The organism is Arthrobacter sp. 10T419 (genome assembly GCF_056394105.1).
In genome coordinates, this window is record NZ_JBFTHF010000013.1 from 1 (window position 1) to 23,025 (window position 23,025).

Consider the following 23,025-nt stretch of genomic DNA (forward strand, 5'->3'; position numbering starts at 1 on the left):
TGGCACACTATTGAGTTCTCAAACAACAGACACACCCGGCACCACCCAAACCCAACGGTCCAGGATCGCTCCGGAGCAACTTTTCAAACTTACCCGAATCCATGAAGCTTTGCAAACCGGCGTTTCCGCCATTCACAATTCCACAGGGGTCCCCACCCTTATAAAGCGCGCAACATTCCGCGCCATTTTCCAGGCCGTTTATCAGGGGGTCGGTCGCTATCTTTCCGCTTCAGCGGCGGCGACTCGAACTACTTTACACACCAACCCGACCCCATACAAATCGGCCCCCGCAAGCACCCCCCACGCCACAAACCCCGGAAATACGCGGGTTTCAGCCCCTGCGGCAGGGTCAAAGCGCCCAGCCGTTCGACGTCGGACCGCTATGGAGTGGGTCACAGTCGGAATGCCGGCCCCGCCACGGCGGAGGGTGAAACCAATTCGATCAGCCCGTTGCACGCCGTCGTTCACCTGCCCTCACTCTCTGCGGGCGCGGGCGGGACGGCGTCGGGTGCCGCCGCATGCGGGTCGCCGCCGGGTTCGCCGGCGCCGGGCTTCCCCGCCTCCCCGCCACGCGCCGTCGTCGTCGTTGTCGTTGTCGTTGACGCCGCTGCCTTCGCACCCGAACGGCCCCGCCGCCACAGCGGTTCCAGCTCCGCCACTTCCGCGGCCGTGGCGGTCCCGAACGGAGCGTGGGCCGGCCCCGCGGGAGCCCTGCGCTCCTGGCCGCGGGTGGCCCAAAGGCTTGCGCCGATGGACACGCCGAGGATTGTGGCGATGACGCCCAGCGACAGCGGGGTGGGGATGTAGTAGATGTCGATCTTCAGCAGCATCTTGATACCGACCCAGACCAGCACGAGCGCCAGTCCGATTTTGAGGTAGATGAACCGGTGGATCAGGTCGGCGAGCAGGAAGTACATGGCGCGGAGGCCAAGGATCGCGAAGGCGTTGGCGGTGAAGACCAGGAACACCTCGTCGGTGACGGCGAAGATCGCGGGGATCGAATCGACGGCAAAAATGATGTCCGTAACCTCGACCAGGGCCAGGACGGCCAGCAGCGGGGTGGCCAGCACCAGGCCGTTCTTGCGGACCAGGAATTTCTGCCCGTGGAACTTGTCGGTCATGGGCACGTACCGACGGAAAAGTTTCAGCGCCCGAGACTTCTCCGGCTCCGGGTGGTCGTTGCGCTGGCGGATCATCCGGTAGCCGGTGAAGAGCAGGAACGCCGCGAAGAGGTAGAGCACCCACCCGGCGCTGGCGATGATGGCGGAGCCCGCGGCGATGAAGATGCCGCGGAACACCAGGGCGCCCAGCACGCCGAGGAAAAGCACCCGGTGCTGGTACTCACGGGGCACGGCGAAATACGTGAAGATGATCGCCCAGATGAAGACATTGTCCACCGCCAGGGATTTCTCGATCAGGTACCCGGCGAAGTACTGCTGGCCGAATTCGGCCCCGTACAGCTGCCACACCAGCGCGCCGAATCCGACGCCGAAGGCGACCCAGACGGCGGACCACAACGCCGCTTCGCGGACGCCGATCACGTGCGCTTTGCGGTGGGCGAACAGGTCCACCGCCAACATCAGGACGATCACGCCAAGGACGGCCAACCAGGCCCACAGAGGAACATTCATCGAAGAGCACCCGCTTCCAGTCAGTCAACACCAACTGGAGGTCTCTCCCGGCCCCAAGGGGCCTGCCCGCCGGGCCGCTCAGGGGCGGCCGTACTGACGACGGAACATTTGGGGGATACTCCCCTCCACCTAAAAAGTGAAACACACTTCACCTCTGCCGACAATGGTCGGCAGAGCATCCCCGTTGCATCCACTCCCCCGAACTGGCTAGGGTAATTACTAAGCATGCTTAGCGTGTTGTGGGATCCACCCGCCGTCGATGTCCGGCCCTGCAAAAGGTACCGGGCTGAACGCAACCATCGGAGGAGAACTATGACTGACCAGTACACGTTCAGGAACCCCGTTACGGCGTACGAGCAGATCGAGCCGCCCGAGCAGAGCCAGCCGGAGCCCGGCCTGGACGCCAAGCTCACGCCCAAGGCGGATCTGGGCGAGGACACGTACCGCGGCACCGGCCGGCTGGAGGGCCGCAAGGCGCTCGTCACCGGCGCGGACTCCGGCATCGGTGCCGCGACGGCGATCGCCTTCGCCCGCGAGGGTGCCGACGTCGTGATGTCCTACCTTCCCGAGGAGGAAGAGGACGCCACCCGGATCGCGAACCTGATCGAGAAGGCCGGCCGCAAGGCGGTCAAGGTGCCCGGCGATCTGAAGGATTCGGCAGTGTGCCGGGAGCTCGTCGAAACCGCTGTCAAGGAACTCGGCGGCCTGGACATCCTGGTCAACAACGCCGGCAAGCAGGTCGCGCAGAAGGCGCTCGGCGACATCACCGATGTCGAGTTCGACCACACCTACAAGACCAACGTCTACGCGATGTTCTGGCTGACCAAGGAGGCGCTGCCGCACCTGCCGGCCGGCTCCAGCATCATCAACTCCACCTCCATCCAGGCCTACAGCCCTTCGGAAACCCTGGTGGATTACGCCTCCACCAAGGCGGCGATCAACAACTTCACCAAGGGCCTGGCCCAGCAGCTGGCACCCAAGGGCATCCGGGTGAACGCGGTGGCGCCCGGCCCCATCTGGACCCCGCTGCAGGCCAGCGGCGGCCAGCCCACCGAGGACCTGCCGGAGTTCGGCAAGGAGACCCCGCTGGGCCGCGCCGGCCAGCCGGCCGAGCTGGCACCGGCGTACGTGTTCCTCGCCTCGTCCGAGTCCAGTTACGTCATCGGCGAGACGCTCAACGTCAACGGCGGCATGCCGACGCCGTAGGCGCCGTCTCCGTTCCAGCCAGTGGGCCCCTCCCGGACTTTCCGGGAGGGGCCCACTCATGTTTGCGACGCCGGCCCGCCCACCCAAGTGCGACGCCGACGCCCGCCCACTCCCAGCGCTACCGCTCCGGCTGCAGGGCCTTGCTCCACAGCACAGCACCGTTGGCGTTGCGCAGGCTGACGGTGAAGACGTCGTCGGCGCCCAGGTCCACGTGGCCAAAGTACTGGCTTTCGCCGCTGCGCGGGGATTCGTTGGCGTAGGCGCCGGCCTTGAAGAACTTCACCTCCGGCCCGAACGTGCCGTCCAGGGCGTTGGGGCCGAAGCTGCCGGCGTTGATGGGCCCGGCGACGAATTCCCAGAACGGGTCGAAGTCGGTGAACGCGGCCCGCTCCGGCGCGTAGTGGTGCGCGGCGCAGTAGTGCACGTCGGCCGTCAGCCAGACCACGTTCTTAACCCGGCTGCGCTTGAACGCGGAGAGCACCCCGGCGAGCTCGAGTTCCTTGCCCAAGGGGGCGCCGGCGTCGCGGTTGGAGAGCGATTCCTGGTTGACCGGGCCGTCGGGCACCACCAGCCCCAGCGGGAGGTCGTTGGCGATGACCTTCCAGGTGGCCTTGGATTTGCTGACTTCGCGAATCAGCCAGTCGGCCTGCTCCTGGCCCAGGATGTGCGTCAGCTGCCGTTCCTTGCCGTCCGTGTTGGCGTCCTTGTAGGTGCGCATGTCCAGGCAGAAGATGTCCAGCTGCGGGCCGCGGCTGATCTTCCTGTAGATCCGGGCCGGTTCGAAGCCGGTGCCGCCGGCGCTGACCCCGGCGATGGGCTGGTACTCCTGCCAGGCCTGCCGGCCGCGGGCGGCGAGCACGTCCACGCGGCGTTCGGTGTAGCGGCTGTCGGTGAGGATCTGGCCCGGGTACCAGTTGTTGTGGGTCTCGTGGTCGTCCCACTGCGCGATCACCGGGACCTCCGCGTAGAGGGCGCGGACGTTCCTGTCCATCATGTTGTAGCGGTGCCGGCCGCGGTATTCGTTGAGCGATTCGGCCACCTTCGACACTTCCTCGGTGACGAGGTTGCGCCAGATCTTGCCGTCCGGCTCGGTCACCTGCGCGCTGATCGGCCCGTCGGCGTAGATCGTGTCGCCGGAGTGGATGAAGAAGTCCGGTGCGGTGGCGTGCATGGCCGCGTAGCCGCGCATCCCGCCGATCTCTTCGTTGATGCCCCAGCCTTGGCCGGCGGTGTCGCCGCTCCAGACGAAGCTCTGGCCGCGGGCGGCGCGGCCACTGTGCAGCAGCCCGGTCTTCGGCGCGGTGCTGAACGATCCCTGCGCGGTCTCGCCGGCGTTGCCGTCGGCGTCCTCGAAGTGCAGGCTCACCGCGAAACGGGTGCCGGCGGGCAGGTGTTCGGCGTTGATCCTGGCGGTGAAGTCGGTCGCCTCACTGGCGGCGCTCCCCCGCAGCACCCGCCTGAAGGCGCGGCCGCCGCGGAGCGGGGACCCGTCGTCGTCGACGGCCAGCAGGTTCGCCACCAGCCGGCCGGGGCCCGACGCGCGGGACCACAGCACACCGGAGCCGGTGGTGACATCGCCGGTGGCGATGCCGGAGGGCAGGGTCAGCCGGTTGCGGACCAGTGCGACGCCGGCGGGCCGGGCGGCGCTGGCCGCTCCGCCCGTTGCGGGGACGACGGCGGCTGCGCCGGCGGCGGCCAGGGCACCTTTGAGGACATTGCGGCGGGTGAAATCAGTCATGGTGCCATCCTTGACTGCCCGCGTAAACCGGTGGTGGCGGGAGCGTGAACAGCGCCGGGCCAGTGGATGCGCCCGGCGCTGGTGCCTACCGGAACCAGAGGGTGGGCGGGAAGGCCCGGTTCGCCGACGCGTAGGGTTCGCTGGGCAGGTTGCCGGCTTTCCACGGTTCGTCGGACCGGACCTCGGGGGTGTGGCCGTGGCCGTCCCGGAGGATGGCGACGAACGTGCCGGGGATCGCGACCAGGGCGGATCCGGCGAGCAGGACTGCAAGTACTTCCATGGTGATGCACCTCGGTGGTGGGTGGCGGGTGGATGGCTTCAGTGTCTGCGGGCACCGTGTGAGCAGGCGTGTGAGGACGTTCCGGCGGTAAAATTCGGTATGGCCGACACCTGGATTCGGCTCCTCGGCCCGCCCCGGGTTGAACCCCCTGACCCAGCACCCACGGACCTTGACTCCGCGGGCGGGGCTCCCCCGCAGCCCCGCGGCCGCAAGGCGTGGGCGGTGCTGGCCTACCTCGCCCTGAACCCGGCCGGCGTTGGCCGCGCGCGGACCGCCGCGCTCCTGTTTCCCGACGCCGCGGATCCCCTCGGCGCGCTGCGCTGGAACCTCTCCGAGCTGCGTCGGGTGCTCGGCGGCGCGGCGATCGCGGGCGATCCTCTGCGGCTGGAGCTGCAGCCGGGCTGGCGCTGCGACGTGCTGGAGCTCCTGGGTTCGACAGGGGGCCGTGACGTCGATCCGCGTCGGTTCGAGGGCCAGCTGCTGGAAGGCCTGAACTTTGCTGATAGCCCGGTGTTTGAATCCTGGCTCGCGGACCAGCGCTACCGGATTGAGAACGCGCTGCAGTCCTTGCTCTACGACGCCGCGCTGGCGGCGCTGGCGGCCGGCGCCCCGGCGGACGCCTCCGCCCTCGCATCCCGGGCGCTGCAGCGGGATCCGTTCAACACCGACTGCACCGCCGTGCTGGTCAAGGCGCTGGTGGCCCTCGGTGAGCAGCGCCGCGCCCGCGAGCAGGTCACCAAGTTCGGCGAGCTGTACCGCGCGGAGCTGGGGCTGCCGCTGCCCGAGGAGGTCCTCCGGGCGCTCTCGGAACCGGGGACCGCCGCGGATTCCGGTACCCCGGCGAACGCTGCCACCGTGCGGTCCTACCTCGACGCCGGTGCAGCCTCGCTCTCGGCCGGCGCGGTGGACCGCGGGCTGGCGCAGCTGCGCCTCGCCGTCGAACTGGCCCAGCGGGCGGGCGAACGACACCTGCTGGCCGAGTCGCTGGTGACACTGGCCGGGGCGGTCATCCACCAAGCGGGCGGCCGCGGCGCCGAGGTGGCGGACTTCCTACACCGCGCGCTGACGGCGGAGGCGCCCGACGGCGGCTCCCGCACCGCTGCTGCCGCGTACCGGGAACTGGGCTACCTGGCGGTGCAGCGCGGTGTGCCGGACCGGGCCGCCGGCTGGCTGGAGCGGGCGATGCGGGCCGCGAGGGGGTTCCCGGACGAGCAGTCGAGGATCCTGGCAATCCAGGGCATGCTGGCCTCGGACACCGCGCGCTACGCAGATGCGGTGGCCGCTCTGACCGAGTCGGTGCGGCTCGCCGCGGAGGCCGGGAACCGGCGGCAGCAGGCGTTCGGGGAGGCACTGCTGGGTCGGGTCCACCTCATCCGTGGCGACCTTGGCCCGGCCGGGGCGTGCCTGGACCGGGCCCTGGCCGGGGTGGCCGCGGAACACTGGACGGCGTTCGAGCCGTTCGTGGCCGGGCTGCGCGGCGAGACGTATCTGGCGGCAGGGAAGCTCGAGCAGGCGGCAGCGCTGATCGACCGGTCCTGGGTGATGGCGGAGCTGGCCGGTGACCACTGCTACATGGCCCTCGCGGCCGGGGCCGAGGCGCGGCTGTTCCTGGCACACGGCGATCTGGCCGCCGCCGAACACTGGGTGGGCCGGGGCATGGCGCCCAGCCCGTGGTACCTCTGGTATTCAGCCCGGCTGCTGGACGTCGCGGCGGAAGTGGCGTTGGCCTCGGGTTCGCCGCGGGCCTCCGAGTTCGCGGACCGGCTGGGTGCGCTGGCCAGCCGGTCCGGGATGCGTGAGTTCGCGGTGCGGGCGCAGTCCCACCGGGCGGCACTGGGCGATGCGGACGCCGCCGAATCCGCGCAGTGGCTGGCGAAGGAGATCGACAACCCGGTGCTGGCCGGGTGGGTGGCGCGGCGGCAGGCGGGGCACCGGGCCGGGTGAGCAGGTCGACGTCGGGGTTTCCCATGGAGAAAACGGTTGGTGCGAGGCGGATGCTCTGTCAGCTTTGGCTGTTCCGACGGGCTCAGACCAGCCATAACTGACAGGGCATCGGCAGCAAGGCAGCCTTCACGCGTGCGCGGTTTCCACGAACGGGACCTGGCCGGCGTACTGCTGGTAGAGCTTGACCGCCTCGTCGACGTCGATGTGGCCGATGTCCAGGGAGACGGCGAGGCTTTCGAGCTGGGCACTGCAGGTTTCGGCGGCGCTGACCCGGTCCGCGACGGAACGCGAGGTGGCGAAGTTGGTGGACAGCGCGGCGGCGACGGAGAGGATCACGGCCAGCAAGCACAGCACCCGCCAGACGATCGAGTCCTCGCTGAGCGAGAGCAGGCTTGCCGTGGCGTGGGTGAATCCCGTGCCGCCCACCGCGGGGCCGGCGGTGAGCGCAGCGGCCAGCCCGCTGCCCACAAGGCTGACGTTGGAGAGCCGGTTCCGGCGGGGCCGTTCGCGGGCCAGGTAGGCGCGGACGGCGCGTTGCTTCTCGTCGATCCGGTCGGACAGTTTCTGCCGGGCGTCTGGTGATTCGCTCATGATCCTTGTGCCATTCCCTCGCCAATCCCTGGGGCCGCGTGGTGGCGAACGCGGACAGCAACAGGATGCTCCCGCACGTGGACGGTGTCTAGGCCCCAACTGACTCGCAGTTGTTGTCGTTTTGGGGCCTCAGAACGACAACAACCGCGAGCTACTTGGGCACGCTTGGCACATCCGGGTTAAACAAAAGCAGGGCCCGTCCGAAGACGGGCCCTGCTAGAAACCTAACGGTTCAGGGTATCTAAGGAAATTAGATAGCCTGGATGTTGGTGGCCTGAGGACCCTTGGGGCCCTGCTCGGTTTCGAAGGAGACCTTCTGGTTCTCTTCGAGGGAGCGGAAGCCGGAGGAGTTGATCGCGGAGTAGTGCGCGAAAACGTCCTGTGAGGAGTCATCGGGGGAAATGAAGCCGAAGCCCTTTTCAGCGTTAAACCATTTGACGGTACCAGTAGCCATTATTTTTGTCCTTCGTGAAGGTGGAGGAACTGTCCCGACTTTCGGGTCCTCCTGTTTGGGGTGCTCAAAACCGCTGCTTCAGAAGAACACGGGCTTTCGACCGTGCGTACTGCCTGAACTACGAACTGCATAAACACAACAACAAGAACTACTCTACAGGACGGATGGGCGGAGGATTACCACTCGTCATCATCGGCACCGTTTGGGACGCCCCCGCCGCGCACCTACTTACGAGACGGATTGCCGCGTCCGGCCGAGGTCCGCTGCCGACGACGTCGTTCCCACCTCGTGCGCGATGCCCGGTTTCGCCGGGCTTTCCCTGCGGACACGGCGGCCGAACCGGCGCTCCACGGCACGACCCGCGGCCGTGGAGAGGCGCTGGGCGGGCTGCTCCACGAAGCGGTAGAAGAGTTCGGCCACTGCGAACGAGGCGACTGCGGAGACGGCGAGCGCCAGCGGCAGCGAGACTGACCGCAGCAGGGTGACGCCGGCCAGGATGATCGGCAGGTGCACCAGGTAGAGGCTGAAGGAGATCCGGCCCAGCCATTGGGCGGCGGCGGTGTCTCCGAGCTTCTTCGCCGATCCGCACAGCAGGAATACCAGGACGAGCAACGTCGCGCCGACCGTTACCAGCGCTTCGACGCCGTCGACCGGTTTGGCGGGGCTGAACCATTCCGCGTTGGCCAGGACAAGGCCGGCGGCGGTCACCGAGAGCCAGATGAAGCGAGGCCAGCTCCGGGTCAGCTCGCGAATCCGTTCACGCTCGGCGCCGAGGATCGCGCCGATGGCGAAAATGGGCAGGTAGATCAGCCAGTCGATGTGCTGCACCGCTCCCACTCCGGCCAGGGCCACGACGATGCCGAGCTTCAGGTGCCAGAAGCGCCGCCAGCGGAGGGCAACGAAGACGTACACTGGCAGCAGCAGGGAGAACAAGACCTCCCACCGGAGGGTCCACAGCGGGGTGTTGATGGTGCTCGCGCCCAGCAGAAGCAGGCTGTCCTTGGCGACCTGGCCCACGCTGGGGTCGGTGACGTACATGTCCGCCCAGGAGCTCTGCAGCGGCGACAAAGTGCGGGGAATGGCCACGACCAGCGGGACCGCCACGGCCAGGGCCGCCCACGCTGGCAGGTAGAGGCGCAGCAATCGCTTGGCGTAGTACGTGGCCCAGCGGGTGGTCGTGTCCCCACGCGTGAACGGCAGGATCAGGACGAAGCCGGACAGCACAAAAAAGACGTGCACCGCGGGAGTGCCGTTCCAAAGGACGTGTAGCGGGGAGAACACTGCCCAATGCCCCGCAGCGTCGAGTGGTGCGGACCGGTCGTCGAAGACCACGTTCCCGATTCCCGGGAGCGTGGAGAGCAGATGGCAGGCGATCACCACCAGGGCGGCGATCCCGCGGAGGCCGTCCAATTGCGTGACTCGTGTTTGACCAGACTGATTCGGCATCAGCCCCATGTTACCAGTTCGTTACATTGGGGCTGATGGCTGGCGTTAGCTCGCGGGCATGGATTCGCGCCCTCGTCGGAGCATCGCAGTCTGGGTCCCGACGGAAAATTCCCGGGCACATCCTCCCGGACACGCAGCGACATGCCCTCTGAAACCGGGCGCTTTCCGGGTAATGACTACTCGTGACACGGGATCACCGCGCCTATAACTTGAGCTTCACTCGGTACGGGTCGAGGTACAGGTGCCAAGCGGGGAGGCAACCATGCGTAAGGGTGCGACACTGGCCTCCACGGCGCAGGCAATCGAGGCGGCCGCGCTCCGCGGCCCAGTCCGCAAGGGCCCCACACCGATATCCGAGAAAATACTTTTCAACTATGCCACCGTTGCGCCGATGAGCCGGGCCGCTTATGAAGCCGCACGCACATTCATGGCGGATTTTTACCTCTACGGGCCCCCCGAAGTGCTCTACCAATACGACACACTGGCAGACGACATGGCCACCGAAGCCGCACGGCTGGTCAATTGTGCGGCTGAAGAAATCACGTACCTAAAAAATACGACCGAGGGCATCATCATGGCGAGTGAGGCCCTGCCGCTGCAGCGGGGCGATGAGGTACTGGTGCTCGGCAACGAATATCCCGCGAACCTGCTGCCGTGGTTGCGCAAGCGCCAAGACGGCGTGACCGTGAGGGTCATCACGGGCCGAGACAATGAAGGCGCGTTCCTGCGTTTGCTCGAAAGCATCGGCCCGCAAACAAGGGCTATAAGCATCTCCTCGGCCCAACAGTATGACGGATTCATGCCAGCCCTCGGCTTACTTTCAGGCAAGTGCCGGAGCTTGGGTATCTTCCTGGTCGTGGACGCCGTCCAGCACGTTGGTGCGCGGAGGATTGATCTAGCCACGACCCCGGTGGACATACTGGTCTGCGGTGGCCAAAAGTATTTGCGCGCCGGCATGGGCATCGGCTTCATGTACGTCAACCGGAACGTCATGCCCCTCCTGCGTGACAGCAAGGCGGGCATTCGCAGCGTGGAACACTTCGACGAGAATTCCTACGTGCTCAAGAGTACGGCCGCCCGCTTTCAGGATGGAACCCAAAATGTCAGCGGCCTGGCGGCACTCCATGCAGCGCTCAGGGAAACCAACGCCCTCGGGATGGGCGCCATCGAACAGAAAAACCTTGAGCTCCTGGCGGGAATCAAGGGTATTTTGCACGAACACAACCTGGACTTTATTGATCACGGCACGCACCAAAGCAACATCGTCTCGATACGCATCCCTGATCCGGCCGGCCTTTGCGGATTCCTAACGGAACGGGGCGTCTACCTAAAGCCCCTCCAGGACGTGGCCCGAATCTCCTTCATCCACGAGTCCAAGCTGGAAGACGTCCAGGTTTTGGCCCGGCTCACCCGAGAATTCCTCGACGGTGGTAGGAGCTAGGGTTCGCGCAGGTGGTCGCGGGTGACGCCGTCAGTGACGCCGCCAGTAACGCCGCCAGCGAGCGGGGCCGGGGCGGTGCGGGCGGCCACGGGCTTAGTGGGCAGGGTTAGCGGGCAGCGGCTTGCCTGGGCGACCAATTAACTCTTGGCATGATGATGGACGGCTCGATGTTGTCTTTGTAGCGGCGCGTGAACTCGAGCATGGCGGCCAATTCCGCCTGCAGCCGGACCTCCAGGTCCCTGTGACAGGCCCTGATTGCTTCATGCACTTCCACGTGGGGTTCCAGCTTGCCGGTCGCTTCCTGGCGGGGGTTGGTGACGTGCTCGATTTTGACCGAGGAATCGATTTCTGCGAGTTTTTGGGCTATTTCACCGATACTCAAACGATGGGTGAAGTTGTGCACCATCAGGTGTTCACCGGCCTCGACGTCAAGGTCGATCAACTTGAGGAAATTTTCGACCGTGTCGGTCAGGCTGATCAGGCCGGTCTTCTGGGTCCCGTCGCCATAAACAGTGAGGGGATGGCCGCCGACGGCCTGGCAGACAAAGCGGTTGATGACAGTGCCAAAGACGGCGTCGTAATTGAATCTGGCGGCCAGTCCGCCGCGCTCAGGTGAATGGTTTTCCGGAATTGTCGCGCCAAAGATGGTGGCTTGCTGGACTGTCATGACCTTCAAGCCCCACATTTTGGAACAAAGGTCATCGATCAGCAGGTCAGTGATCTTCGATTGATGGTAAAAGTCGGTGGCTTGCATCGGAAGGAAGCTTTGCAGGACCTTGTGCTGCCGGCCTTCATGTTCGAAAGCGAAGTCGTGCTTACCGAGCGGGACCGCATCGGTGTCGGTGGCCATGTAGCAGCCTCCGGAGCCAAGCTTGATGTATTTAGTGGCTCTGCTCAGGTGCGCGATAGCCCACAGCACGTTGAGGTGGCCGACGATATTATTCGTAAAGGTGGCTGCCGCATTCTCCGCACTACTCATTGAGAACGGCGCGGAGGGCTGCTGGGCCCCGTTGATGACGACGGCGGGCCGGTACTTCGCAATTACCTTCTCAACAGCCTTCGGGTCCAGGAGTTCGACATTCTCGAATGAAAGATTCTGTTTCCCGAAGATCCGTTCGTATTCGGCGATGCGCGCTTCGGGGCTCCGGAGTGGCACCAGGACCTTGGCCCCAGCCTCTTCTTCCCAGCGGCGCTTGATGAGGTTATCCACCAGAACCACCTGCCGGCCGGTGCGGTTGGCCAAGGCCAGTCCCAGCGTCCAGCCCAAATACCCGTCACCGCCAAGAATCATGAGCATATTGTCGTTCGTCTCAATCATGGCTGACCCCATGAAAATCACGCTTTCCGCTTTTACAAAATGCATGAGTGGTTCCGTAATTCGAGAACGTAGAGCAAACACTGCCCATGAGTCAATGCTTTGTGTCAGCGGAAGGGACGTACCGGTCGCACGGGAGTAGTCCCGCAGGATTCACTCGCCTTGCTGCTCCCGGAGCAAAATCCACCGGATGGAGCAATCCGCCGCTCAATGTCCTCCGAATTGCTGGCATAAGCATCGGAACGGCCGAACCACAGGTCGCTCCCTCACCGCAAGCCCGCACCCAAGGAGCCAGCATGACAACCACGACCCACAACCGGACCGCAGCCCGCACCACCGTCCAGAAGGCGAGCCTCGCCGTCGGCGCCGTCTTCCTGCTGGTCGGCATCCTGGGCTTCGTCCCGGGCATCACCAGCAACTACGAGACGCTGCAATTCGCCGGCCACCACTCCGAGGCCATGCTGCTGGGACTGTTCCAGGTCTCGGTCCTGCACAACATCGTCCACCTGCTCTTCGGCGCCGCCGGCCTGCTGCTGGCCCGTACCGCCACCGGCGCCCGCTCCTTCCTGCTCTACGGCGGTGTCATCTACCTGGTCCTGTTCGTGTACGGCCTGGTAGTTCCCGAAGATTCGGCCGGCGACTTCGTGCCGCTGAACAGCCTGGACAACATCCTGCACCTGGTGCTCGGCGCCGGCATGATCGCGCTGGCAATCATCCTCACCAAGGGCCGCGCCAAGGCACACGCCTAAGCCAGCGCCGCGCGGAGCACCGCGCCTCCCCGACAACCGCGCCCGCCGGAACCCGGCGGGCGCGGTTGTCGTGTCAGGTCTTGTCACGCAGTTAACTGCCCATTCATGTCTTCCTTGGATTGAGTCAATCCGGCGTGAATAGCGTGGCGGGCATGGACAACATTTCGCGCAGATCCGTTCTTTCCGCTGGCCTCGGAGCGGGGCTCGTCGCCGCCTGGCCGGGGGCCGCCGTCGCCGTTTCCACCGCGGACGACGCCGGTCTCCGCACCGATCCGTTCCGGCTCGGCATCGCCTCCGGCGAGCCGTGGCCGGACGGTTTCGTGATCTGGACCCGACTGGCGGTGGACCCGGTGGCCGGGGACGGGCTGGGCGGGATGCCCGCCCGCAACGTCGCGGTGGCGTGGGAAGTGGCGGAGGACGCAGGCATGCGGACGGTGGTGGCCCGCGGCGTCGAGCACGCCCGGATCGAGACCGCGCACTCGGTGCACGTGGAGCTGAAAGGCCTGCGGCCGGGACGCGAATACTTCTACCGCTTCCGCACCGGCCGGCACATCAGCCCGGTGGGCCGGACGCTGACCAGCCCGGCACCGCACGAGACGCCGGCGGCGCTGGCCATGGCGTTCGCCAGCTGCGCGCAGTACGAGCACGGTTACTTCACCGCCTACGCCCGGCTGGCCCAGGACCACCCGGACCTGGTGCTGCACCTGGGCGACTACCTGTACGAGTACAAAAAGGACAGCTACGTGATCGGCGGCGGCAACCCGCGCGACCACGCAGGTCCGGAGACGGTGAACCTGGCCTGCTACCGACAGCGGCACGCGCAGTACAAGGCCGACGCCGACCTGCAGGCCGCGCACGCGGTGGCGCCGTGGCTGGTGGTGTGGGATGACCACGAGGTGGACAACAACTGGGCGGACGACGTCCCGGAGAACCGCGATGCCGGGCAGCTGAACGACACCACCCAGCACTTCCGGCAGCGCCGCGCCGCCGCGTTCCAGGCCTACTACGAAAACATGCCACTGCGGCGCTCGTCCGTGCCGGCGGGTGCCGACATGAAGATCTACCGGAAGCTGCAGTGGGGGCAGCTGGCCAACTTCCACATGATGGATACCCGGCAGTACCGCGACGACCAGCTCGCCGGCGACGGATGGCGGAAGAATGTTACCGAGCGCCTGGCGGAGGACCGCACCATCACCGGCGCGGAGCAGGAGAAGTGGCTGCTGGAGGGGTTCCGGAACTCCACGCAGCGCTGGGACATTCTGGGCCAGCAGGTGTTCTTCGCCGAGCGGGACCGGAACCAGGCACCGGAGATCGACGACGTCTCCATGGACGGCTGGGACGGCTACGCCGCGTCACGCCGCCGCATCACGCAGGGCTGGGTGGACGCGGACGTGCGGAACGCCGTCGTCCTGACCGGCGACGTGCACCGCAACTGGGCCAACGACGTCAAGGTGGACTACAAGGACCCGGCCTCCCCCGTGGTCGGCTCCGAACTGGTGTGCACCTCGATCACCTCGACCGGCAATGGCACCGGCTCCACCACGGACGCCACGATGGCCTGGAACCCGCACCTGAAGTTCTACAACGACAACCGCGGCTACGTGAACACCCGCATCACCAAGGACGCCATGACCGCCGCCTTCCGGACGCTGGACTACGTCACGACGCCGGGCGCACCGGTGAGCACGAAGGCGTCGTTTGAGCTCCGGGACGGGGTACCGGGGCTGCAGTAGCGGGGGCAGAACACCGGCGGCCTGTACCGGGCGCGGCCCCGGGCATATCCTGCAGAAAGACCCGTTCAATGGCCCCCAGTTCCGGAAGGCTCCCATGGAAATGCCCAAAGCGTCCGACGCCGACAAGGAGCACTTCCGCTCGCTGATTCCGGACCATCCCGGGGTGGTCATCAAGCCGATGTTCGGCAACCTCGGGGCGTTCGTGAACGGTAACATGTTCGCCGGCCTGTTCGGTCCCACCATCGGCGTGAAGCTCTCCGAGACGGACAAGGAGACGCTCGAAAGCACCGAGCGGACCGTTCCGTTCGGCCCGGCCGAGCGCCCTATGGGCGGCTACACCGGATTGCCGGAGGTCTGGAACGGCGACGGCGGCGGCACCGGCGAGGAGCGCGCCAGGGCCTGGGTGGAAAGGGCGTTCGAGTATGTGGCCGGGCAGCCGCCCAAGGCGCCCAAGGCCTCCAAGGCGGCCAAGGCCTCCAAGGCACCGAAAGTGCCGAAGAAGTAGCCATGCCCTCCCCCGGCGCGGGATCCGTCCAGTCGGCCGACACCCTGGTGGTCGGCGCGGGGCAGGCCGGCCTGGCGACCAGCTGCTGGCTGAGCCGGTACGGCGTCGACCACTACGTGCTGGAGCAGCGGCCGGAGCTGGGCGGCGCCTGGCAGGACCGCTGGGATTCGTTCTTCCTGAACACCCCGAATTTTTCGTTCCTGCTGCCGGAGCTGAGCTACGACGGTCCCGAGCCGGACGCCTTCCTCCCCCGGGATGAGGTGATCAGACTGTTCCGCGACTACGCCGCGCGGATCAAGGCGCCGGTCCGGCTCGGCAAGGAGGTGACCCGGGTCGGCGTCGTCGACGGCCGCTTCACGGTGGAGACCAATCAGGGCCGCTGGCTCGCGCGGAACGTGGTCCTCGCGAACGGCGCCTTCCAGCGTCCGCGGATTCCGGCGTCGGCAGGCAATCTCCCCGGGCACATCCGCCAGCTGCACAGCCACGACTTCCGCAACGCGCAGCAGCTTCCCGACGGCGCCGTGCTGGTGGTGGGCACCGGGCAGTCCGGCGGGCAGATCACCGAGGACCTGCTCGATGCCGGCCGAGAGGTCCACCTGTCCGTCTCCACCTGCCCCGAGGCTCCGCGGCGGTACCGCGGCCAGGATGTTTTCCAGTGGATCCTGCAGGTCAACCTCCACGGCCCCGAATTCGGCATCAACGGCCTCCAGGCGGACCATCTGCCGTCACCGGCGGCGCGGTTCATGTGCAACCCGCTGATCTCCGGCAACGGCGGCGGCCATGGCATCCACCTCCGCGACCTCGGCCGCCGGGGCGTCCGCCTGCACGGTCGGTTTGAGGGAACGGACGACGGCGGCCTCGTCTTCAGCGACGATCTCCCCGCGCGCCTCGCCCTGGTGGAGGCGGGGTTCCGTGAGCGCCTTGGGCGAATGGCCGACGCCTACATCGCCGCGGCAGGCATCGACGCCCCGCCCGCGGAACCCGCGCCGGCGGACGAGTGGCTGCCCGCAGACTCGGGGGCGCGGCTCGACCTGGCTGCCGAGGGTGTCACCTCGGTCATCTGGTGCACCGGCTACGGCCTGGACTTTGGCTTCCTCGACGCGCCCGTGCTGGACGAGTGGAACTACCCGCGGCACCGCCGGGGCGTCACTGAGGTCCCGGGTCTCTATGCCGTGGGCCTGCCCTGGCTCACGAAGCACCTGTCGGCCACGCTGTCCGTGGTGGGCGACGACGCAGAGTTCGTGGCGGGGCACATCGCGGGGCGGTGACGGCGCGCGCTACCTCCGGGAGGCCTCATGTCCGGCGGCGCAAACCTGCGCCCGAAGCTCGGCGTCCCGGAAGGCCTGGTCCCAGTCGTCCTTGTCACCGGCGACGACCCACCGGCGCTGGACCGACCACCGGGACAAATAGGCCGGCGCCGGGGCCGGGGCGGGGCTCGGGATAGCGCGCGGGACGGCTGGAGCGTTGTGGTGGAGCTTGGCTGCCGGGGCGGCCCGCGGGGCGACGCGGTGCCGGGTGCGCACATGTTTGACGATCGCCACGGTCAGGACCAGCGCGAGGACGAACAGCCACGTTGCGGCGATCACGTAGACCACCACGGCCAGGAACAACAGGAACCCAAGAATTCGTGCCATGGCAGCATTGTTCCAACCCAGACCCGAGATGGGAACACCCGACTGTTACCCGGCTCAGAAGCTCTCCGCCGAGCCAGCTTCAGGCGGCGCCATGGGGCCCCGGAGCCGTGCAACCCGCAGCGCTGCCGGGGACCGCAGACCTCCGGCAACACACAGCGCAACCCCCGGCGCTCCTGCCGCTACGGATGCACCAGCACCTTCACGGCGGTGTCCTTGTGGTTGATGAGGGTGTCGAAGCCCTGTTCCACGAGGTCGTCGAGCGCGATCCTTCCGGTGATGAAGGGCTTGAGGTCCACCTTGCCCTCCTGCACCATCCTGATCACGGCGGGATGGTCCCGGACGTAGGCGATGGTGCCGCGCAGGTCGATCTCCTTGAGCACCAGCTTCTGCATGTCCACGGTGGCGGGCGCGCCCCAGATGGAGACGTTGACCACCACTCCCCCGGGCCGGACGGCGTCGAGCATGGTGTCGAGCACCGCGTTCACGCCGGCGCATTCGAAGGCGACGTCGGCGCCGGTCCCGCCGGTGAGTTCCAGCACCCGGGCCGGGACGTTTTCCAGGCTGGGGTCCAGCACGTGGTCCGCCACCCCGCTGGAGACGGCCTTTTCCTTCCGGGCCTGGGTCAGTTCGCTGATGATCGTCGTCACTCCCATGCCCTTGAGGACGGCCGCGGTCAACAGCCCGATCGGGCCCGACCCGCCCACCAGGGCCACGTCGCCGGCCTTGGCGCCGCTGCGCGCCACCGCGTGGTGCGCCACGGAGAGCGGCTCGATCAGCGCCGCCTCGTCCAGCGGGATGTCGCCGATGGGGTGCACCCACCGCTGGTCCACCACGATCTTCTCGCTCAGCCCGCCACCGCCGCCGGAGAGTCCAATGAAGCCCATCTGCCGGCACAGGTGGTAACTGCCCGCCTGACACATATCGCAGTCACCGTCCACAAAATACGGTTCGACGACGACGTTGTCCCCCACCGCGAGGCCCTCCACCCCGTCGCCGACCTCAGAGACGGTCCCGGAAAACTCGTGCCCCAGGGTCACCGGTGACTCCTCGTGCGAGAGCGGGTGCGGGTGCCCCGGCGCCGGGCAGAAAATGGGGCCTTCCAGGTATTCGTGCAGGTCAGTGCCGCAAATGCCGCACCACGCAACGTCGATCTTTACCGCGCCGGCCCGTAGCTCCGGCTCGGGGATGTCCTCGATCCGGATGTCCTTGCGGCCATGGAAACGTGCTGCCTTCATGATGGTCCTTCCAGTCAGTGGAACGGATATGGGGTTTCACCGGGCCGGCCGGTGGCCGCCGGTTGGGTCCAGCCGGCGGCCGCCGATTGAGCCCGGTCAGCGGGTATGGTGGCTTGGCTGCAGTTCGTAAACAGGCGTTTCGAGTCCTTCCATCCGGGCCTTCAGCTGCAGGGCCAGGTAGGCGGAGTAGTGCCGGCTCTGGTGCAGGTTGCCGCCGTGGATCCACAGGCTGGGTACATTGGTGGGCTTCCACATATTGCGCAGCTCCCCCTCCCACGGACCAGGGTCCTTTGGCGTATCCGAGCCGTATCCCCAGCATTTTCCTACTTTGTCCGCGATTTCGGGAGAGACCAGGTCCGCAAGCCAGCCGTTCATCGAGCCGTAGCCGGTGGCGTAGACAATAAGGTCCGCCTCCAGCTCGGTCCCGTCGTCCATCACGACGGCGTTGCCGGTGATCTTGGCGACCTGGCCGGACTTCAGCTTCACCCGCCCGTCGATGAGCAGCTGGGAAGCGCCGACGTCGATGTAGTAGCCCGAGCCGCGCCGCAGGTACTTCACGAACAGGCCGGACCCGTCCACGCCGAAGTCCAGGTCGAAGCCGGCGGCCTCGAGCTGGGAGTAGAACTCCGCGTCCCGCTCGGCCATCTGCTGGTACACCGGCACCTGTGCCCCGGGAAGCACCCGCATGGGAAGCGAGGCGAACAGCAGGTCCGCCTTCTCCGTGGTGATGCCGTTGGCGAGCGCCCGCTCCGAGTACAGATCGCCCAGGGCGAGGTCCATCAGCGACTCGCTGCGGGCGATGTGGGTGGAGGAGCGCTGCACCATGGTGACGTCGGCGCCGTGCTCCCAGAGGTCCGCGCAGATGTCGTGCGCCGAGTTGTTCGAGCCGATCACCACGGCCTTCTTGCCCGTCCAGTCCCCGCCGCCGGGGTGTTGCGAGGAGTGGCGCTGCTCGCCCAGGAAACTCTCGGCGCCGTCGAACGCGGGGATGCTCGGGTAGCCGGAGACGCCCAGGGCAAACACCAGCTGCTTGGGCCGCAGCGTCACCGGTTCGCCGTTGCGGACGACGTCGACCGTCCATTCCTGCGTGCCGTCGTCGTACGCCGCTCCCACGCATTCGGTGCCGGACCAGTAGTTCAGCTCCATGATCCGGGTGTAGTGCTCCAGCCAGTCGCCGATCTTGTCCTTCGCGGCGAAGACCGGCCAGTCGTCCGGGAACTTCAGGTATGGCAGGTGGTCGTACCAGACGGGATCGTGCAGGTGCAGGGACTTGTAGCGGTTCCGCCAGGAGTCGCCGGGGTTCTGGTTCTTCTCGATGATGATGGTGGGCACGCCGAGGCGCCGCAGCCGGGCGGCGAGGCCGATGCCGCCCTGCCCGCCGCCGATGATCACGCAGTACGGCTGCTCCTCGTAGCCGAGCCGGGCCTCCTGCTCTTCCTTCAGTTCCAGCCAGGACCGGCGGCCGCGGACGATCTGATGGGCCACGCCCTGCTCACGGCGCGGGCCTTTCTTCTCCTCGAAGCCCTTCAACTCCTGCATGGTGGTCAGCAGCGTCCAGCACTTGCCGTTCCTCAGCCGGAGGTGGCCATAGCCGCGGGCGTCGCCGGTCTCGAACGTGATCCAGGCTTCCACGGCGTCGGGGTCCCCGGTGGCGTCCTCCGCGAGCGCCCAGCCCGCGGGCTGTACGCGTTCCAGTGTCGCTTCCAGCATGCGTCGGATGTCCGCCTTACCCTCGAGGGTCTTCAGGTTCCAGGTGAACGCCACGAAGTCGCGCCAGTAGCTGTCATCCTCGAAAAGCTCCAGGGCCGCGTCCAGGTCGCGTCGTTGCAGCGCGTCATCAAAGCGCGCCAGCCAGGCCTGCGCGGCAGCGGTTGGTGTTCCGGTCATCTCCACTCCTTTGTGATGTTGCCAGGTGAGCCCCGTCCCGCCGGTACCCTGCGATATGCTGGGGCGAGCGTGAGCTGCATCACCATTGGAGCGCGCCGGGGGTAACAGCGGCGTTACACGCCCACCGGTCTGGCACTGCCGCCGACTGCGGGGAGGAGCTGAGTGGACTACGGCCTGAGGTTCTCTGACCCGGCACGGTATGCACGGACCCTGCGCCGCGCACATGAACTCGTCATCTCCGGTGTCCCGCGCCCCGAAATCCCCGCCAGCCTGGCCGATTCATGGCACCGGGCCATGGCGCTGGGCATCAGCCCGGACCAGCACAGCCCGCGGCACCTGCACGAGGTGTCCGAGGTGCTGGAGCTCCGGCGGGAGCACCGGCTGCAGCGCGTGATGCCGGCCCTGCACGAGCTGCTGGCCGATGATTCGCGGAGCGGCCGGCACTTGCTGGTGTTGACCGATGCCAGCGGCGAGATCCTGTGGCGGGTGGGCAGCCCGGCCGTCCTGCGGCAGGCTGACCGGCTGGAGTTCCTGGAAGGGGCCGACTGGTCCGAGGCCGGGATCGGCACCAACGCCATCAGCGAGGCCCTGGTCACCGGCGGCCCGGTGCAGCTGTTTTCCGCCGAGCACCTGGTCCGCACGCACCACGAGTGGGCGTGTTCGGCGGCGCCCATCACGGATCCGGCCACCGGGCGGGTGCTCGGGGTGCTGGACGTCTCGGGGCCGCTGGACACGATCAGTTCGGACACCCTGCGGATGGTGCGGTGCGCCGCGCGGGTGGCGGAGTCGCTCTTGGGGACGCCCGACGGCGGGACTTCCGCGGGTGCGCCGTCGGGCCCGGGCGGGCAGCGCCCCCGCGAGCGCCTTCGCGGCCCGGTTGACCCGCTGCCGAGGGCGGCGGTGGCGTCCCTGGAACTGCTGGGCGACAAGCCCGCGGCGGTGCTGGCCGACGGCAGCCGCGTGACGTTGACGCCGCGCCGCGCGGAGATCCTGGCGCTGCTGGACTCCCGCGCCCAGGGCTGGGCGGCGGAGGAGCTGGCCTATGAACTGCACGGCGACGCCGGGACTCCGCAGGCCATCCGCACCGAGATGTTCCGGCTCCGGTCGCTGCTCGGCGAGGCGGTGCTGTCCAACCCGTACCGGCTGGCGGCGGACGTGGCCGGCCGGTCCGACTCGGGGCGGGTGCTGGCGCAGCTGCGCGAGGGCCGGGTGGCCGAAGCGCTGGAATCCTACCGGGCTCCCCTCCTCAGCCGGTCCGGCGTTTTAGCGGTCCAGCTGCTCCGGGACCAGTTGGACCTTGCCGTGGGATCGGCCGTACGCGCCAGCGCCGACCCCGGGCTCCTGATGCGCTGGCTCTCCACGGACATGGGATCCGCCGACGCCGAGGCGGCGGAGGTCCTGGGAGCGCTGCTGGGTCGCGGGGACCCGCGGTACCTGGCGTTCCGCGCCTCCGCCGGAGCCTGACCGGGCCCGGAGACAGGCTGCCGGGGCTGGTAGCGAAGTAGAACCCATTGGCCGAACGGGCAAGGCGGGGCCGCGCAGCAGGTTATTGACCGCCGTATGGGGCGGGGGTAATTTACGAGTAGCCGTGCTGTAACCCGTTGAGACGAGGGCGAACCCCGTCTCGGAATCACGCCAAGGCAACCCGCGTAACGATGCCGGGTTGCCAAGGTGCATAAGGTCTCCGCCGCTGTGGAAGCCTGCGGCATAGGCTTTTGCCCTCCAAGACCCAGGGCCCCATCGGCTGCTAAACCCATTACCCGGCACGACCCAGCGGCCGTGCCCAGTTGCCCGGGCATGCCCGGCCCGGGTGAATCGGAGTACACGGTGGACAACAGCTCTTTCCAGGCCCTCCAGGAGAAAGTGCGGGGCCAGATCATCACGAGCGATCACGCGGACTACGACACCGCGCGCGCCGTCTTCAACGGAATGATCGACAAACGCCCCGCAGCCATCCTGCGCGTGTCGCAAGTCGCGGACGTCATTGCAGGCGTGAACTTCGCGCGGGACACCGGTTTGGACCTGGCGCTGCGCGGCGGCGGCCACAGCGCACCCGGGTTCGGGACCTGCGACGGCGGCCTCGTCATCGACTTCACTGGCTGCCGGGGCGTGCGCGTGGATCCTGCCAATGCGACAGCACGGGCCGAAGCCGGAGTGACGTGGGCGGACTTCAACCACGCCACGTGCGCCTTCGGCCTTGCCACCACCGGAGGCATCATTGGATCAACAGGTGTTGCTGGTCTAACTCTGGGCGGAGGCATCGGCTACCTGGCCCGCAAATACGGGCTCTCGTGCGACAACCTGAAGTCCGCGGACGTAGTGACCGCCGACGGGAAATTTCTGGTCGCCAGCGACACGCAAAACGAAGACCTCTTCTGGGCGCTGCGCGGCGGGACCGGCAACTTCGGCGTCGTGACTTCCTTCGAGTTCAACCTTCACCCCGTGGATGTTCTCTACGGCGGAGTGATCATCTACCTTCTAGAACACGCCGACGCGGTGGCACGGCTCTACCGGGATTACATCGCCACCGCACCGGAGGAAATGGGAGTGTTCCTGGGCTTCCACCAGGGGCCGCCTGTCCCCTTCCTGCCTGAGGAATATCACGGGAAGCCCGTGGTGGTGCTGGTGGGCGGCTGGGCTGGCCCCCACGACGAAGGGGAGCGTCAATGGCAGCCGTTCCTCGACGTCGCGCCCGCCGCCGGTTCCTTCTTGGGTCCCATTCCGTACACGGTGCTAAATACACTCTTCGACCCCATGTATCCCAAGGGCCTGCAGGCCTACTGGAAGTCCGCGTTCCTGCCTCGGCTGAGCGACGACGTCGTCCGTGTCGCTGAGAAGTTCGGCGAGGCCATTCCGAGCGTCCAGACGGCCAACCACTTCTACCCCATTAACGGTGCCGTCCAGCGGGTCGGGCGGGACGAGACCGCGTTCCCCTACCGCGACGCCGACTTCGCAGTGGACATAGCCTGCCACTGGGAGGATCCGGCCGACAATGAAGCCAATAGGAAATGGGTGCGCGACTACTATGCCGAACTCCAACCCCTCGGATCCGGTGCGGGCTACGTGAACTTCCTCGACGCCGACGACCAGCCACACATCGAGGACACCTACGCTGGGAACTACGCCCGCCTCGCCCAAGTCAAGGCCAAGTACGATCCCGGCAACCTCTTCCACATCAACCAAAACATCAAGCCGGCAGGCTGACACTTCAATCAACCCGGCGAGTGCATGCGGTT

The 23,025-nt window shown here is 67.1% G+C and carries 19 protein-coding genes; 9 read left to right on the forward strand and 10 right to left on the reverse strand.

The features are described from left to right. Positions 1 to 464 precede the first annotated feature (464 nt). On the reverse strand, positions 465 to 1,631 hold the full coding sequence (locus AC1DBD_RS17235; protein ID WP_476982637.1) for a TerC family protein: 1,167 nt from the start codon (positions 1,629 to 1,631) through the stop codon (positions 465 to 467). 312 nt (positions 1,632 to 1,943) lie between these two features. Here AC1DBD_RS17235 and AC1DBD_RS17240 point away from each other — a divergent pair, with 312 nt between their 5' ends. Continuing rightward, positions 1,944 to 2,837, forward strand: a complete 894-nt coding sequence (locus AC1DBD_RS17240) for a glucose 1-dehydrogenase (RefSeq protein WP_441419458.1) — start codon at positions 1,944 to 1,946, stop codon at positions 2,835 to 2,837. Between the two features lie 118 nt (positions 2,838 to 2,955). Here the strand turns inward: AC1DBD_RS17240 and AC1DBD_RS17245 are convergent, their stop codons facing one another. Together AC1DBD_RS17245 and AC1DBD_RS17250 are read right to left on the reverse strand one after the other, a co-directional pair. Beyond that, complete coding sequence (locus AC1DBD_RS17245) at positions 2,956 to 4,575, reverse strand: alkaline phosphatase D family protein (protein WP_476982638.1); 1,620 nt, start codon at positions 4,573 to 4,575, stop codon at positions 2,956 to 2,958. Positions 4,576 to 4,660: 85 nt separating this feature from the next. Beyond that, on the reverse strand, positions 4,661 to 4,855 hold the full coding sequence (locus tag AC1DBD_RS17250) for a hypothetical protein (RefSeq protein ID WP_441419460.1): 195 nt from the start codon (positions 4,853 to 4,855) through the stop codon (positions 4,661 to 4,663). Between the two features lie 99 nt (positions 4,856 to 4,954). On the opposite strand from AC1DBD_RS17250, the gene AC1DBD_RS17255 reads away from it, so the two are divergent. After that, positions 4,955 to 6,799, forward strand: coding sequence for an AfsR/SARP family transcriptional regulator (locus AC1DBD_RS17255; protein ID WP_476982639.1), 1,845 nt, complete (start codon positions 4,955 to 4,957; stop codon positions 6,797 to 6,799). 126 nt (positions 6,800 to 6,925) lie between these two features. Here AC1DBD_RS17255 and AC1DBD_RS17260 read toward each other — a convergent pair whose 3' ends face one another. The 3 genes from AC1DBD_RS17260 to AC1DBD_RS17270 form a co-directional block, all read right to left on the reverse strand. Next, the gene (locus tag AC1DBD_RS17260) at positions 6,926 to 7,390 is read right to left on the reverse strand and encodes a hypothetical protein (protein ID WP_476982640.1); all 465 of its coding nucleotides are present in this window, start codon (positions 7,388 to 7,390) and stop codon (positions 6,926 to 6,928) included. Between the two features lie 250 nt (positions 7,391 to 7,640). Continuing rightward, complete coding sequence (locus AC1DBD_RS17265; RefSeq protein WP_011690916.1) at positions 7,641 to 7,844, reverse strand: cold-shock protein; 204 nt, start codon at positions 7,842 to 7,844, stop codon at positions 7,641 to 7,643. Between the two features lie 228 nt (positions 7,845 to 8,072). Beyond that, positions 8,073 to 9,290: an acyltransferase family protein gene (locus tag AC1DBD_RS17270; RefSeq protein WP_476982641.1), complete on the reverse strand. Its 1,218-nt coding sequence runs from the start codon at positions 9,288 to 9,290 to the stop codon at positions 8,073 to 8,075. 262 nt (positions 9,291 to 9,552) lie between these two features. Between AC1DBD_RS17270 and AC1DBD_RS17275 the strand changes: the two genes are divergently transcribed. Beyond that, positions 9,553 to 10,731, forward strand: coding sequence for an aminotransferase class V-fold PLP-dependent enzyme (locus AC1DBD_RS17275; protein ID WP_476982642.1), 1,179 nt, complete (start codon positions 9,553 to 9,555; stop codon positions 10,729 to 10,731). 106 nt (positions 10,732 to 10,837) lie between these two features. Here AC1DBD_RS17275 and AC1DBD_RS17280 read toward each other — a convergent pair whose 3' ends face one another. After that, entirely contained in the window at positions 10,838 to 12,094 is a 1,257-nt protein-coding gene (locus tag AC1DBD_RS17280) for an NAD-dependent epimerase/dehydratase family protein (RefSeq protein ID WP_476982643.1), read from the reverse strand. 248 nt (positions 12,095 to 12,342) lie between these two features. Here AC1DBD_RS17280 and AC1DBD_RS17285 point away from each other — a divergent pair, with 248 nt between their 5' ends. From AC1DBD_RS17285 to AC1DBD_RS17300, 4 genes are all read left to right on the forward strand, one after another. Further along, the gene (locus AC1DBD_RS17285; protein WP_476925848.1) at positions 12,343 to 12,795 is read left to right on the forward strand and encodes a DUF4383 domain-containing protein; all 453 of its coding nucleotides are present in this window, start codon (positions 12,343 to 12,345) and stop codon (positions 12,793 to 12,795) included. Positions 12,796 to 12,947: 152 nt separating this feature from the next. After that, positions 12,948 to 14,528: an alkaline phosphatase D family protein gene (locus tag AC1DBD_RS17290; protein ID WP_476982644.1), complete on the forward strand. Its 1,581-nt coding sequence runs from the start codon at positions 12,948 to 12,950 to the stop codon at positions 14,526 to 14,528. Between the two features lie 94 nt (positions 14,529 to 14,622). Continuing rightward, positions 14,623 to 15,033: a TfoX/Sxy family protein gene (locus AC1DBD_RS17295; protein WP_476982645.1), complete on the forward strand. Its 411-nt coding sequence runs from the start codon at positions 14,623 to 14,625 to the stop codon at positions 15,031 to 15,033. Between the two features lie 2 nt (positions 15,034 to 15,035). After that, positions 15,036 to 16,301, forward strand: a complete 1,266-nt coding sequence (locus AC1DBD_RS17300) for a flavin-containing monooxygenase (RefSeq protein WP_476982646.1) — start codon at positions 15,036 to 15,038, stop codon at positions 16,299 to 16,301. A 9-nt stretch (positions 16,302 to 16,310) separates the two neighbouring features. On the opposite strand, the gene AC1DBD_RS17305 is transcribed toward AC1DBD_RS17300, so the two are convergent. From AC1DBD_RS17305 to AC1DBD_RS17315, 3 genes are all read right to left on the reverse strand, one after another. Next, positions 16,311 to 16,667: a hypothetical protein gene (locus AC1DBD_RS17305; protein ID WP_476982647.1), complete on the reverse strand. Its 357-nt coding sequence runs from the start codon at positions 16,665 to 16,667 to the stop codon at positions 16,311 to 16,313. Positions 16,668 to 16,846: 179 nt separating this feature from the next. Next, positions 16,847 to 17,902, reverse strand: coding sequence for a 2,3-butanediol dehydrogenase (locus AC1DBD_RS17310; protein WP_476982648.1), 1,056 nt, complete (start codon positions 17,900 to 17,902; stop codon positions 16,847 to 16,849). A 96-nt stretch (positions 17,903 to 17,998) separates the two neighbouring features. Continuing rightward, on the reverse strand, positions 17,999 to 19,789 hold the full coding sequence (locus AC1DBD_RS17315; RefSeq protein ID WP_476982649.1) for an NAD(P)-binding domain-containing protein: 1,791 nt from the start codon (positions 19,787 to 19,789) through the stop codon (positions 17,999 to 18,001). 162 nt (positions 19,790 to 19,951) lie between these two features. On the opposite strand from AC1DBD_RS17315, the gene AC1DBD_RS17320 reads away from it, so the two are divergent. After that, positions 19,952 to 21,253, forward strand: a complete 1,302-nt coding sequence (locus AC1DBD_RS17320) for a GAF domain-containing protein (RefSeq protein ID WP_476982650.1) — start codon at positions 19,952 to 19,954, stop codon at positions 21,251 to 21,253. 363 nt (positions 21,254 to 21,616) lie between these two features. Beyond that, positions 21,617 to 22,993, forward strand: a complete 1,377-nt coding sequence (locus tag AC1DBD_RS17325; protein ID WP_476982651.1) for an FAD-binding oxidoreductase — start codon at positions 21,617 to 21,619, stop codon at positions 22,991 to 22,993. The last annotated feature ends 32 nt before the right edge of the window (positions 22,994 to 23,025 follow it).